Origin of the sequence: Ulvibacter litoralis (assembly GCF_900102055.1) — a bacterium.
Taxonomy (GTDB): domain Bacteria; phylum Bacteroidota; class Bacteroidia; order Flavobacteriales; family Flavobacteriaceae; genus Ulvibacter; species Ulvibacter litoralis.
Genome location: NZ_FNBA01000004.1, coordinates 206,182 through 219,709 on the forward strand (window position 1 = coordinate 206,182; position 13,528 = coordinate 219,709).

Genomic DNA, 13,528 nt, shown 5'->3' on the forward strand with positions numbered 1-13,528 from the left:
TATAGAGTTAATTTATATGGTTTATTTACTAATTATTTTATGTTGAATTGAATAGTAATAATTATATTGTTCTTGCAAACCATTACATCCCCTAAGTTTTGTTCAATATTTAGAAAAATGACTATAATTTTATGAATGGTACTTTAAAGTTGTTTTTGAAACGTATTATTAATCATGTTAATCATTTTAGATTTAGAAATAAAGTTACTACTCAAGGAAGCGTAGATTTTGGATATACGAGTAGGATTTTACTTTGTAACGGAAGTAAAAAACAAGATATTATTCTTAAACATAGAAGTCGAATGTATGCTTCTTTAGTATCAAAATTTGGTGGAAAAATTATTTTTGAAGAAAATGTGAAAATTGGATATGGTTCTGTTATTGCGTGTACTACTAGCATTACGATAGGAAAAGGAACCGCTATTGCTCATAATGTCACAATTATTGATAATAACAATCATCCAACCCATCCTGAGGATCGGAAACTTATGTATAATTCACCTTGGGATTCTCCATTGAGAAATTGGAATTATTCAAAATCAGCACCTATTAGTATTGGAGAAAATGTTTGGGTAGGAACAGGGTCTAGAATTCATAAAGGTGTCACTATCGGAGATAATTCAATTATAGCGGCAAATGCTATGGTGACTAAAAATGTTCCAGCAAATTCTATAGTAGCTGGTAATCCTGCTAAAGTTGTTAAGGAGAACATTCAAAACGAACCACGATTAATTATGGATAATGAATAAACTTTTACTATTCATTGTAGGTTTATTTTTAATACTATACCCATTTTATATATTTGATAGTGGGGTTCCACAACCAGCACATTACCTAGCATTAATAGGTATCGTAATTCTACCTTTTACAAAAGGATTCAGGTCTCTTTTTAAAGAGAAAGTTGTTCGTTACTTGCTTTGGTTTATTCTTCTAGTAATCCTCATTAATACAAGCTACTTTTTCGTTCATTTTAAAGAAGATGGATTTATGTCCCCCTTCCTTATACATACGGCGTATTACATTTATAATTTTGGATTCTTTCTCTTAATACTGCATGTTTTAAGAAAAGAAGATTATTCTAAGGTGAACAATACGATAGTGCTTTTTTTGCTACTTTCATTAGTGCTTCAATTTATTTTAGCGGTAGTAGGAGTGAATAAAGTTACTCAATATATTGTGACAGAGCGAATGGTCATTTTCTTTAATAATCCAAATCAACTTGGGTATTATGTGTTACTAGTAGTAAGCTTGTTTGCCATAGTACCAAGTAAGTTTAGATCAAACAAATGCATTGTTTTAGGAGTGATTATAGCTTCAATTAGCTTAGGTGTTTTTTCAAGTTCAAGAATCGTATTACTAGGTTTGTTTCTGTTAACGGGAATTTTAATGTATCAACTTGGAATACAAGTAAAATATTGGATTGTAATAGGTTTAGTAGGGGTGTTGATAGCCTCAATTATGTATAAAACGGAATACGTTCAAAAGAAAATAGAATTAATCGAAATTAGAAATCATCGACAAGATACAACGGGTGTTTCTGAATTTCAGATAAGAGGATACGACAGGATTGTGCTTCATCCGAATTATTTGTTAGTTGGTGCAGGTGAAGGAAAGTACGATCGATTTTCATCTTACCAAAAAGGGGAACTTCATTCGGGCTTTGGCACGATATTATTCGCTTATGGAATAATAGGATTGGTTCTATTCTTGGTGTTCTTTTTTAGTGCTATAAAGTTCAATTTTTTTTATAATTTATTGCTGTTGTCTCCAATATTAATCTATAATTTTGTGCATCAAGGAATTCGAAATCCATTGTTTTGGGCGCTACTAGCAGTCATTTTTTTAATAAATAATAAGCAAAAATAATTTTTATTGCGTTCCTTTTTATTGTTAGAACATACCTTTTTTTTGAAGTAAATTACTTGACTGGTCTACCTTGACTAGAGAAAAATATGTTATATTTGCACCCGAATATATTTGCATGCACTTAATGTGTTGCTTTTTAATAGTTTGGGTGAATTTAAAATGTAGGAATTTATTAAATTATAGTAATAACTTTCTATTTTATAAAAGTTTGTTTTAACAATAAATATTAGATATTCATTTGACGAAAGCATTTATAAAATAATAGAATGGAAGAGGAATTTACACCTGTAGAAAAAGTGAAAATAAATATTTTTTCTGAAGATATTCTTCTGCATATAATTAAACGACGAAGATTCGTAATTATATTTGGAATTTGTTTTTTTGTACTAGGTCTTGCTTTAGCTATTCTCTCAACAAAAAAATACACTTCCAAAGCAGTCATTGTTCCGCAAATGAATTCTTCTCAAGGAGTTAGTAAAAAATATGCAAAAATTGCTTCTTTAGCTGGAATAAACCTAAACAGTGGAGAGTCTAGTAATATTCTTCCAACCATTTATCCACTTATACTATCAAGCGCACCTTTTCAGAAGGAACTATTAAAGACGCCGCTTACTATAAAAGGACAGGACAGTACAGTCTCCTTAACAAATTATTTAAGTAACATTAGAAAGCCCTCTTTTCTAGATAAGGTTAAAAAATATACTATTGGGTTACCAGGATTGCTAATTAATAGCTTGAAGTCAAAACCAAAAGCAACAGCTAGCGCGGGGTTTAGAAAAGATACAACTTTGTTTGAATTTACTCCTGTTGAAAAAGGGCAAATAGGATTTTTAGATGGAGCTGTAGAGGTAAAATATAATGATTTAGATGGTTATATTGAGATTATAGGAACACTTGAAGAGCCACTTGCGTCTGCAGAACTTGCACAACGAGCGTATAAGCTATTAGAGCAATATGTTATTGAATATAACATTCAAAAATCGAAAGACGAATTGACATACATACAGGAGCGATTTGTAGAAGCTGAAGAGAATTTTTTTGAAAAGAGAGCCAAACTTGGTAATTATAGAGAACGGAATCAAAACCTTATTACAACTTCTGCAATAAACCGTGGAGAGCAATATAAAATTGAATACGATTTAGCATATTCAATCTATTCAGAAATATCAAGTGAATTTGAAAGTGCTAAACTACAAGTTAAAAGGGATACTCCAATATTTACAGTCATAAAGCCAGTTACAGTTCCAACAGAGCCATCGTATCCTAATAAATTGATGATTATTATTAAGACGTTCTTCTTCGGAATTGCAATCTCTATATTTATTTTATTGTATAAATATTTCAAACCATACATTAAAGATTACATTAATTATTAATTTTCATAGTTTTTGCTCGTTCAAAAAATAATGAATATCAAAAAAATAATTTCAATACTAAAGTCAAAAATCGCATAGATCTCCACTGAAAATAATTTAATGAAAAGTCAATCGAGAGTTTCATTGGATTATAACAAACAAACTGTCGAGTCCTGAAGTAGAACTTAAGCTACTTTAGAAAAGAAAGTATTAATCACTTCGGTAAAGTGTTTTAATATTTTTTTGATGAAAAGAAAGGAGAAGATTGTGGCTAAATAAATACTAAATAAACCATGAATGTTTTAAATTTAATAGGACGCGAAAAAGAATTATTTGCTCAAGACTTTAGGAAACATGAAGATACATTAGTCGATATCGTAAGTAGTTCTCGTTTTTTAGTAATAGGTGGTGCGGGTTCTATTGGTCAAGCTGTTACAAAAGAGATTTTTAAGCGTAATCCTAGAAAATTACATGTTGTCGATATTAGTGAGAACAATATGGTTGAGCTGGTTCGCGATATAAGAAGTTCTTTCGGATATATCTCGGGAGATTTCCAAACATTTGCGTTAGATATTGGATCAATCGAATACGATGCCTTTATAAAATCGGATGGAGCTTACGATTATGTTTTAAATCTTTCAGCATTAAAGCACGTACGAAGTGAAAAAGATCCTTACACATTGATGCGTATGATAGATGTAAACATCTTCAATACTGAAAAAACAATGCAGCAATCTATTGAAAACGGTGTGAAGAAATATTTTTGTGTTTCTACCGATAAAGCTGCAAACCCTGTAAATATGATGGGGGCTTCAAAGCGTATTATGGAAATGTACTTAATGCGAAAAAGTAAAGAGTTGAAAATTTCTACCGCTCGATTTGCTAATGTTGCCTTTTCAGATGGTTCTCTACTTCATGGTTTTAATCAGCGAATACTAAAAAAGCAGCCAATAGTGGCGCCAAATGATATTAGAAGATATTTTGTAACTCCAAAAGAATCGGGTGAATTATGTCTTGTGTCTTGTTTGCTTGGAGAAAATAGAGATATATTCTTTCCAAAGTTAGATGAAAATTTAAATTTAATTTCTTTTGCTGATATTGCTGTTAAGTATCTTGAAGATTTAGGCTACACACCTCTTTTGTGCGATACAGAAGAAGAGGCTAGGTCTAGCGTTGATGCATTAATTAAGGAGAAAAAATGGCCTTGTTTTTTTACCAATAGTGATACTACTGGAGAGAAAGATTTTGAAGAATTTTATACAGACAATGAAACATTAGACATGGATTCTTTTTATAACTTCGGAATTATAAAAAATGAGCCTAACTTTGACCAATCAAAACTAGAGAATTTCACTGCGAGCATTCGTCAAATGAAAGATAATCAAATGTGGGAAAAAGAATCAATTGTTGATTTATTCAACACTATGATTCCTAACTTTGGTCATAAAGAGACAGGAAAATATTTAGATTCTAAAATGTAACTTTAGAATCTACTATTAAACTTGTTTAGAGATACCATTAGTAAAGTTGGTTATTACTTTTAAACTAAAGTGAATTATTAGAGTTTAAATTATCCTATTGAAATGAAAAAAAAGATACTTATTACCGGAGGAGCTGGATTTATTGGATCGCATGTGGTTCGATTGTTTGTAGAAAAACATCCAGATTATACTATTTATAATTTAGATAATTTAACCTATGCGGGGAATCTTGCTAACTTAAAAGATATTGAAGCATCCGATAATTATAACTTCATTAAAGGGGATATTGTAGACGCAGCTTTTATCGATTCTTTATTCGAAAAATATCAATTTGATGGTGTAATTCATTTAGCAGCCGAATCGCACGTAGATCGCTCTATTACGAATCCTTTAGATTTTGTTTTCACCAATGTTGTTGGAACTATAAATTTACTGAATGCCGCTAAAAAATGTTGGAAGGATAATTTTGACAACAAATTGTTTTACCATGTAAGTACAGACGAAGTTTATGGTTCGTTAGGAGAAACAGGATTGTTTACGGAAGAAACTTCATACGATCCAAATTCGCCATATTCTGCTTCAAAAGCAAGTTCAGATCATTTTGTGAGAGCGTATGGAGAAACTTATGGGTTGCCATTTATGATAAGTAATTGTTCAAATAATTACGGACCAAATCATTTTCCAGAGAAATTGATTCCATTATTTATAAATAACATTATTCAGAAAAAATCTTTACCTGTATATGGTGATGGTAATTACACCAGAGATTGGTTGTATGTAATAGATCACGCTATCGCTATAGAATTAGCTTTTCATAAAGGAAGAAAAGGGGAGACCTATAATATCGGAGGCTTTAACGAGTGGAAAAATATAGATTTAGTGAAATTATTATGTGCTCAAATGGACGCCAAGTTAGGTAGAGTAGCTGGCGAAAGTGAAGAGTTGATTACGTATGTGAAAGATAGACCTGGACATGATCTAAGATATGCAATAGATGCTTCAAAAATCAATAAAGAATTAGGGTGGAAGCCAAGTGTTACTTTTGAAGAAGGACTGTCTAAAACAATTGATTGGTACTTAAGTAATGAAGAGTGGCTCACAAATGTCACATCTGGGGCTTATTTGGAGTATTATAAAAAACAATACAACTAGATTAATCTAGATAAAATATAACAATATGAAAGGTATTATACTCGCAGGAGGTTCAGGAACAAGGTTACATCCACTAACGTTGAGTGTTAGTAAACAGTTGTTGCCAATTTATGATAAACCGATGATTTATTACCCTTTGTCTGTTCTAATGTTGGCAGGAATTAAGGAAATTTTAATAATATCTACTCCGCATGATTTACCAAATTTTATTAACTTATTTGGAAACGGTGAACAGTTTGGATTAAAGTTGTCTTATGAAGAGCAGCCTTCTCCCGATGGTTTAGCGCAAGCTTTTATAATTGGTGAGAAATTTATAGGCAATGACGATGTTTGTTTGGTGTTAGGAGATAACATCTTTTATGGAGCTGGCTTACAGAAATTATTAGTTAATGCTGTAAATACGGTAAAAGAGGAAGGGAAAGCAATTGTTTTTGGAAATTACGTACACGATCCTAAACGCTATGGAGTAGCAGAATTTGATGCCGATAAAAATGTATTGAGCATTGAAGAAAAGCCAGAGAATCCAAAATCTAATTATGCGGTTGTTGGTCTCTATTTCTATCCTAACTCCGTTATTGAAATTGCTAAAAATGTAAAGCCTTCAGACAGGGGAGAACTCGAAATAACGACAGTTAATCAAATGTACTTACAACAAGAAAACTTAAAGCTACAGATTCTAAGTAGAGGGTTTGCTTGGTTGGATACAGGTACACACGAGGCATTAACTGAAGCAACAGAATTTGTAAAAGCTGTTGAGAAAAGAACAGGATTAAAAATTGCTTGTTTAGAAGAGATTGCACTAAATTATAATTGGATAACAAAAAAAGATCTTTCAAATAAAATTGAAAATCTTAAAGGGGATTATTACGATTATCTTAAAAATATAACAAACTAAGTCTTAATATTTTATAGTAATGATACCTGTTACAAAACCATTTTTACCACCCATAGAAGAATACAAAGAATTAATTGATGGTGTTTGGGAGCGCCAGTGGCTTACCAATATGGGGCCTTTAGCTGTAGAGCTAGAAAACACTTTAAAAGAGTATTTGAACTTGGATAATGTTCTTTTTGTTACCAATGGTACCATTGCAATACAAATGGCAATCAAGGCACTTGATTTAACAGGCGAAATTATTACGACTCCCTTTTCTTACGTTGCTACAACGAGTAGTATATTTTGGGAAGGTTGTACTCCAGTGTTTGTCGATATTGATAGAGATAGTCTAAATATAGACGCTACATTAATTGAAGCGGCAATTACCGATAAAACAACGGCTATTTTAGCGACGCATGTATATGGGAATCCTTGCGATGTAGAAATGATTGCTGCCATTGCCGAAAAGCACAATCTGAAAGTTATTTATGATGCTGCCCACGCTTTTGGAGTAAATATTAATGGGAAATCTCTTTTTTACCACGGTGATATTTCAACATGTTCTTTGCATGCAACAAAGTTGTTTCATTCTGGAGAAGGAGGACTTGTATTTGCGAATGATAAAACACTTATTGATAAAATAGCCTATACTAGAAATTTTGGACATAATGGTCCTGAAAACTTTCAAGGATTAGGAATTAATGGTAAAAATTCTGAGTTTCATGCAGCAATGGGGCTTGTCAATTTTAAGCATATAGATTACATTTTAAGTAAAAGAGCAGCTGTAGCTGAACGATATAATAATAACTTAGAGACCTTAAACGCTAGAAGACCAGTATGGCATCCAGACTCTAAACCTAATAATTCGTATTATCCATTAGTTTTTGATACTGAAAAGCAGTTATTAGAGACGATTGAAGCATTAAAAAAAGAAGACATTTTTGGGAGACGTTACTTTTATCCTTCACTGGCAAAGTCGTTACCTTATATACCAACAGAACGTTTAGACATTACTGAAGATATAGCTTCAAGAGTTTTTTGCTTTCCGCTATATACCGAACTAACGTTAGAAGATGTAGATTTAATTTGTAGTATCGTATTAAAAACTCAAAATGATTAATATAACATTTTGTTTTTTTATTCTAGTTCCAAAACGAATAAAGGAGCTGGATGTAAATAATAAAAAGATAATTATATAATTGATATTGAATATGACTGTGTTATTCATTAGCATAGTTTCACTGAAAATGAAGCAACAATTTAGTTAAACAACATATGTTAGATACTTACTTTTTTATACCAGGAGATAAACAGAAATATCTAGATAAAATAGATGTTGTAAAGTCTGATTATATCGTTATTGATTTAGAAGATGCTGTTGCTTTAAAAAATAAAAATGAAGCACTTGAATTAGTATTAGGATTATCACTACAACCAAATTGCTTTGTTAGAATTCCATTTTTTGAAAATTGTTATTCGAATGAGCAGGTAGCGAAACTTATTCAGCATTTTGAAGGTAGAATTGCGGTACCTAAATTAAGTGAGAAAGCTGAAATAACTCAAATAAAAAATCTAGTCCCAGAAATAGATTTGAATATGATAATTTTAGTTGAAAATCCACTATGTATTATCAATTTAGTTGAAATCATGAAGTCCTTTTCGTCACAAATACACGGAATAGGATTTGGTACTCACGACTTCTGTTCTATTACTGGAATGAAGCATACGTCAGAAAATTTAGACAATTATAAAAGGCAGTTGTTATTATATGCGAAGGCATTTAATGTCAATTATATAGATGGAGTAGATTTAGATTTAAAAGATTTCACTCAATTTAAAAAAGAATGTGTGTTTGCTTTTGAAATGGGGGCAAGTGGTAAGTTTTTAATACATCCTAAGCAAATAGAAAAACTTAGAGAAGTGGCTTATTTGTCAGATGCTGAATTAGATGAGTTGCACTCTGTTTACGAAATAATTAAGGACATACCAGATAACATGATAGAGGTATATACCATTGGCGGAAAAGTCTATGAAAAACCCCATATAATGAGGATTAAAAAGGTAATGAGAAAAATACAAGAGTTTAGTAAAAATTAAAACATAAAGACATGGAAGCAAATAAAATGGGAAATTATTTTGAGGACTTCAAAGTTGGAGAGGTAATTCATCATTGCCAATCAAAAACAATTTTTGAGTCAGACAATAATCTATTTTCATTATTAACGATGAACCATCATCCTGTTCACATTAATATTGATTATTGTAAAGACAATCAGCATGGACAAGTTTTAGTTCCTGGAACTTTAGTGTTTTGTTTAGCAGTTCATTTAACAGTATTAGATATTAGTGGAAAAGCGATTGCTAATTTGGCGTATGAAAACATAGACCATTTAAAACCCACTTTTATAAACGATACCATATACAGTAAAACAGAAATATTAGATAAAACCGATTCACGGTCAAAAAATGATAGAGGAATCGTGTATGTCGAAACTACTGGTTATAACCAAGATAATGTAGATGTCATTCGCTTCAGAAGAAAGATATTAATTAAAAAAAGTAATTATGAAGAATAGCCTACAGTTATTACGCACGATGATGTTCGTTCCTGGGCATAACGAAAAAATAATTGATTCTGCATCTAAAAGCGCTGCCGATGCTCTTATTTTTGATTTGGAAGATAGTGTACAACCCGTTTCAAATAAACTTCTAGCAAGAGAAATAATTGTTAGAAGATCTAAAGAGAAACAGTTTGATCGTTTTCAAAAGTTTGTTAGACTAAACGAAATAGAAACAGAATTTTTTCTGCAAGATGTATTACAAGTAACAAAAGGTAATATAGATGGATTTTTGCTGTCTAAAACAAATACAAAAGAAGATGTTCAATATTTAGATAATTTACTGACTTCTATTGAACTGGAAAGAGGATTGGAAGCAAATACGTTTACCATTGTTCCTATTCTTGAAAGTGCTTTGTCAATTGTAAATATTAATGAAATAGCAATTTCTTCAAAAAGAATAATTGCCTTAGGTTTTGGTTCAGAAGATTATGTGTCAGACATACAAGGTGTTCGTGATTTTGAAACAAATCTGAGTATTTCTTTTCCTCGTAATTTAGTACCTATTGTTGCAAGAGCGCATAATTTAGAAGCCATTGATGCAGCGTATATTAATGTTCATGATTTAGAAGGGTTGGACAGACATCTTCAAATAGGTAAGGTCTTAGGATATGGTGGAATGTGGATTTTACACCCAAAGCAAAATGAATTAGCGAATAAAGTATTTAGTCCTACGGAAGAAGAATATAAAACTTCAGTTGAGTTCTTAAGATTATATGAAGAAGCTAAAAAACTAAATAAAGGAGTTGCTATTATAGAAGGTAAATTTGTTGGACCTCCTTTAATTACTAAATCTAAAGACATAATAGCAAGGGTTGAGTTAATAGAAAAGAGGAAACAACAGTTTAATAGTTAAATTTATTTCATGGAAAAGATTGTAATAATTGGAGGAAAGAGTTCTGCCACTTTAATAGCTGATTATATTTATGATGCACAACATAAACATAATGTGCCTATAGAATGCTTAGGATTTGCTTTCGATGCAGAACCAGTTGGTACTGATATTAATGGGTTTCCTGTACTGTGTAAAGTTAGTGAGGCATACGACAAGTATAAAGAAGATGCAGCGGTGAAATTTATTTTTCAGATGTATGACATTCAAGACATGCAACGCACTATTGATTTTAAAGATAGCTTAGGAATACCTAAAGAACGCTATTGTACTTTTATTCACCCTAGTTGTATGATTGCTAGAAGTGCTACAATAGGACAAGGAACAATTATTCTAGCGCATACAGTAGTAAACCCTAAAGCGACAATAGGTGAGTTTAATTCAATTATGAGTGGTGTTACAGTTGGTCACGATGCTACTGTTGGAGACTATAATTTAGTTGCCACTCAAGCCATAGTTGCTAATATTATAATGGGAGACCGTAATTTTATTGGAATTAACGCTACAACAAACAATAAAATTTTTATTGGTGATGATTGTATGATTGGGATGGCTTCCAATGTTGTTAAAGATGTTCCTTCTGGCACTAAATGCTTTGGTAACCCTGCAAAAGCAGTGTCTACTCCCAAGAGATTAAAATAATAGTTAAATCGTGGAGACACCCTTAGTAAGTGTTTGTTGTTTAGGATGTATCGCCAAAAAAGCATCTAAATACGTAGAGACTTTTTTGTGTATATAAGTACACTATTGCTGGTACTCATATTCCTAATTAAAGAAAATTAATAAAACGATATACGTTGAAAGAGGGAAATTTTAAATTAGGTAAGAACACTTTAATACTTTATGTTAAGCTATTTATTAATAGTATCATAGGGTTATTATCGACAAGGTTATTGCTGAAATATTTAGGAGTTTCAGATTTTGGACTTTACAATGTTGTAGCCAGTATTGTTGTAATGATGAACTTTTTGAATGTTGTCATGATTTCGACAACATATCGATATATCGCTTTCGAGTTAGGAAAAGAAAAAAATGTTAAAGGAGTAAATTTAATATTCAACCTAAGCTCTGTGATCCATATTACAATGGCAATCCTTGTTTGGATTATTGGTGAAACAGTAGGGGTTTATTATATTCATAACTATCTAAACATAGAATCTACAAACATAGGAGTCGCTATTTTTGTGTTTAGAATGTCCATATTGGCTACGATTATCAATGTAGTTTCTATTCCTTATCAAGGATTGATTGTTGCTCATGAAAATTTTTATTTTCAATCAATCGTCGAAATTATAAAGAATGTTGTAAACTTCTCTTTTGTATTATTTCTATCCTATTACTTAGGAAACCGGTTAAAACTATACAGTTTTTTAATAGTTCTTTCAACAATTGGTACCACATTAATGTATATTGTTTATTGTAAAAAACACTACGGCGAACAAATAAAGTGGAACTTTCAAAGAAAATTTTCACAGTACAAAGAGCTTCTCGGTTATTCAGGATGGATGATGATAGGAGCGGGAGCAGAAATGGGAAAAAATTCATTACTACCAGTGGTATTGAATTTTTTTTATGGTACTTTATTAAATGCCGCTTTTGGTATTGCAAACCAATTAAATAGATTCTTAATCCTCTTCTCTGGGAGTTTAGGTCAAGCAGCCATTCCACAAATCACAAAAAGCTACAGCGGTAATGATGATACTAGAATACTAATGCTAGTAAGCTATATAAGTAAGTATTCTTTTCTATTAATGTATTTATTGGCGTTTCCAATTTTACTTCAAATAGATTTTTTATTAAATCTTTGGGTAGGAGAGGTGCCTCAATACACTGTTATATTTTGTCAGTTAATGATTGTAAACGCACTCATAGAATCTTTAAAAGCGGGTATTCCAGCAGCTGTGCAAGCTACGGGTAAAGTGAGATGGTTTATGCTTATAAATAGTACTATTAAAATTTTAGGTTTACCTTTGTCCTACTTTTTATTAAAATATGGGTATAAACCCTATATCGTATTTCAAGTGTATATCATTATATCGTTGATTACTTTAGTAATAAGTATCTTTTTATTACATCGAATTATTAATTTTAATGTTATTAGTTTATTAAAAACGTCTTACTTAAAACTGTTTTATGTGTGCGTGTTAACACTGCCGCTTTACTTTGTAAATAGCCATATTGAATCCATTAATTATGGGCTTATATTTTCATTTATAGGAACTCCCATTCTTTATCTTTCAACTATTTACTTTGTAGGTTTAGATCAAAAAGAAAAAAGCCTTGCTAAAAGGTTATTAGTTAAACTAAAAGAAAAAATAAAATAAGCTTCATGGAATCTAAATACGCTCCTTTTCTAATACCTACCTTAAATAGACACAGTCATTTTAAGAATTGTATTGAATCTCTTTTAAAATGTGATCAAGTAGAACAAACAGATATATTTATAGCTTTAGATTATCCGCTTACTGAAAAGCACTATGAAGGTTATAATAAGATATTAGAATATTTAAGCTCTCCTGTTTTTGAATCTTTTAAGAGTTTGACTGTATTTAAGAGAGCGGAAAATTTAGGAGCCATAGAAAATATTAGACAAGCAAGAGAGGTTATTTATAAAGAATATGATAGGCTCATATTTAGTGAAGATGATAATGTTTTCTCAACCGATTTTCTTTCCTTTATTAATGAAGGACTTGAGGTTTATAAAGATAGAGAGGATATTTTTTCAATTAATGGATATCATTTTCCTATCGAGCTTAATCACTATGATAAAGATGTTTATTTGTTTGACGGTATGTCTGCTTGGGGTTATGGTACCTGGAAGCACAAATGGGAGCAAGTGAAATTTGATATTTCTCTTTTAGAAGAATTTTTAAAAGATAAGGAGCAATTAAAGCATTTTAACAAGCCTCGTTTACTAAGTCGTATTCGTAGAATTGTTGAAACTAGAAAAATGACAGGAGACACTTTTATTGGTTACTATCAACATGTTAATAAAATGTATTCTGTATTTCCTACAATAAGCCGAGTAAGAAATTTAGGGCATGACGGAACTGGAATCCATGGTGGGAATAGTGAAAAAGTACGAAAAATATATGCTGATCAAAAAATATCTGAAGGAGAACCTATAACTTTTCTACCAGATCTTGAGCCTAATTTCAAATTAATTAAAAAACTCAATAATAATATAAACCCACCTCTTTATAAACTAATATTAAAAAATCCTTCAATTATACTAGAACAACTTAAAAAGAAGCTTTCTTAGAATTATTGAAGTAACACATATGTAA

13 protein-coding genes are annotated in these 13,528 nt (G+C 31.1%); all 13 read left to right on the forward strand.

What is annotated here, in order from left to right; translation table 11 throughout:
• Window positions 1-131: 131 nt before the first annotated feature.
• The 13 genes from BLQ00_RS17880 (at window position 132) to BLQ00_RS13470 (ending at window position 13,503) form a co-directional block, all read left to right on the forward strand.
• Window positions 132-749 (forward strand): acyltransferase, encoded by a 618-nt coding sequence (locus tag BLQ00_RS17880; RefSeq protein WP_093144832.1) that lies wholly within the window; start codon window positions 132-134, stop codon window positions 747-749.
• A complete protein-coding gene (locus tag BLQ00_RS13415) occupies window positions 742-1,866 on the forward strand; it encodes an O-antigen ligase family protein (RefSeq protein WP_093144833.1) in 1,125 nt (374 codons plus the stop codon). The genes BLQ00_RS17880 and BLQ00_RS13415 overlap by 8 nt, the downstream gene beginning before the upstream one ends.
• A 266-nt stretch (window positions 1,867-2,132) precedes the next feature.
• Window positions 2,133-3,242 (forward strand): Wzz/FepE/Etk N-terminal domain-containing protein, encoded by a 1,110-nt coding sequence (locus tag BLQ00_RS13420; protein ID WP_093144834.1) that lies wholly within the window; start codon window positions 2,133-2,135, stop codon window positions 3,240-3,242.
• A 272-nt stretch (window positions 3,243-3,514) separates the two neighbouring features.
• The gene (locus tag BLQ00_RS13425) at window positions 3,515-4,702 is read left to right on the forward strand and encodes a UDP-N-acetylglucosamine 4,6-dehydratase (protein ID WP_093144835.1); all 1,188 of its coding nucleotides are present in this window, start codon (window positions 3,515-3,517) and stop codon (window positions 4,700-4,702) included.
• Between the two features lie 102 nt (window positions 4,703-4,804).
• Complete coding sequence (gene rfbB / locus BLQ00_RS13430; protein WP_093144836.1) at window positions 4,805-5,854, forward strand: dTDP-glucose 4,6-dehydratase; 1,050 nt, start codon at window positions 4,805-4,807, stop codon at window positions 5,852-5,854.
• Window positions 5,855-5,879: 25 nt separating this feature from the next.
• On the forward strand, window positions 5,880-6,749 hold the full coding sequence (gene rfbA, locus BLQ00_RS13435; protein ID WP_093144837.1) for a glucose-1-phosphate thymidylyltransferase RfbA: 870 nt from the start codon (window positions 5,880-5,882) through the stop codon (window positions 6,747-6,749).
• Window positions 6,750-6,768: 19 nt separating this feature from the next.
• Window positions 6,769-7,851, forward strand: a complete 1,083-nt coding sequence (locus tag BLQ00_RS13440; RefSeq protein ID WP_093144838.1) for a DegT/DnrJ/EryC1/StrS family aminotransferase — start codon at window positions 6,769-6,771, stop codon at window positions 7,849-7,851.
• 155 nt (window positions 7,852-8,006) lie between these two features.
• Window positions 8,007-8,828: an HpcH/HpaI aldolase/citrate lyase family protein gene (locus BLQ00_RS13445; RefSeq protein WP_093144839.1), complete on the forward strand. Its 822-nt coding sequence runs from the start codon at window positions 8,007-8,009 to the stop codon at window positions 8,826-8,828.
• Between the two features lie 11 nt (window positions 8,829-8,839).
• Window positions 8,840-9,307 carry a MaoC family dehydratase gene (locus tag BLQ00_RS13450; protein ID WP_093144840.1) on the forward strand — a complete coding sequence of 156 codons (468 nt, stop codon included), beginning with the start codon at window positions 8,840-8,842 and terminating at the stop codon, window positions 9,305-9,307.
• Window positions 9,297-10,205 carry an HpcH/HpaI aldolase/citrate lyase family protein gene (locus tag BLQ00_RS13455; protein WP_093144841.1) on the forward strand — a complete coding sequence of 303 codons (909 nt, stop codon included), beginning with the start codon at window positions 9,297-9,299 and terminating at the stop codon, window positions 10,203-10,205. The genes BLQ00_RS13450 and BLQ00_RS13455 overlap by 11 nt, the downstream gene beginning before the upstream one ends.
• Before the next feature lie 9 nt (window positions 10,206-10,214).
• On the forward strand, window positions 10,215-10,883 hold the full coding sequence (locus tag BLQ00_RS13460; protein ID WP_093144842.1) for an acetyltransferase: 669 nt from the start codon (window positions 10,215-10,217) through the stop codon (window positions 10,881-10,883).
• A 251-nt stretch (window positions 10,884-11,134) separates the two neighbouring features.
• Complete coding sequence (locus BLQ00_RS13465) at window positions 11,135-12,565, forward strand: MATE family efflux transporter (protein ID WP_093144843.1); 1,431 nt, start codon at window positions 11,135-11,137, stop codon at window positions 12,563-12,565.
• A gap of 5 nt (window positions 12,566-12,570) precedes the next feature.
• Entirely contained in the window at window positions 12,571-13,503 is a 933-nt protein-coding gene (locus BLQ00_RS13470) for a hypothetical protein (RefSeq protein WP_093144844.1), read from the forward strand.
• The last annotated feature ends 25 nt before the right edge of the window (window positions 13,504-13,528 follow it).

Bases quoted from the DNA above. Each gene is read 5' to 3' on its own strand.
- BLQ00_RS13455 (WP_093144841.1), top strand. From the start codon at position 9,297: ATGAAGAATAGCCTACAGTTATTACGCACGATGATGTTCGTTCCTGGG.
- rfbA (WP_093144837.1), top strand. From the start codon at position 5,880: ATGAAAGGTATTATACTCGCAGGAGGTTCAGGAACAAGGTTACATCCA.
- rfbB (WP_093144836.1), top strand. From the start codon at position 4,805: ATGAAAAAAAAGATACTTATTACCGGAGGAGCTGGATTTATTGGATCG.
- BLQ00_RS13415 (WP_093144833.1), top strand. From the start codon at position 742: ATGAATAAACTTTTACTATTCATTGTAGGTTTATTTTTAATACTATAC.
- BLQ00_RS13445 (WP_093144839.1), top strand. From the start codon at position 8,007: ATGTTAGATACTTACTTTTTTATACCAGGAGATAAACAGAAATATCTA.
- BLQ00_RS13425 (WP_093144835.1), top strand. From the start codon at position 3,515: ATGAATGTTTTAAATTTAATAGGACGCGAAAAAGAATTATTTGCTCAA.
- BLQ00_RS13440 (WP_093144838.1), top strand. From the start codon at position 6,769: ATGATACCTGTTACAAAACCATTTTTACCACCCATAGAAGAATACAAA.
- BLQ00_RS13470 (WP_093144844.1), top strand. From the start codon at position 12,571: ATGGAATCTAAATACGCTCCTTTTCTAATACCTACCTTAAATAGACAC.
- BLQ00_RS13450 (WP_093144840.1), top strand. From the start codon at position 8,840: ATGGAAGCAAATAAAATGGGAAATTATTTTGAGGACTTCAAAGTTGGA.
- BLQ00_RS17880 (WP_093144832.1), top strand. From the start codon at position 132: ATGAATGGTACTTTAAAGTTGTTTTTGAAACGTATTATTAATCATGTT.
- BLQ00_RS13460 (WP_093144842.1), top strand. From the start codon at position 10,215: ATGGAAAAGATTGTAATAATTGGAGGAAAGAGTTCTGCCACTTTAATA.
- BLQ00_RS13420 (WP_093144834.1), top strand. From the start codon at position 2,133: ATGGAAGAGGAATTTACACCTGTAGAAAAAGTGAAAATAAATATTTTT.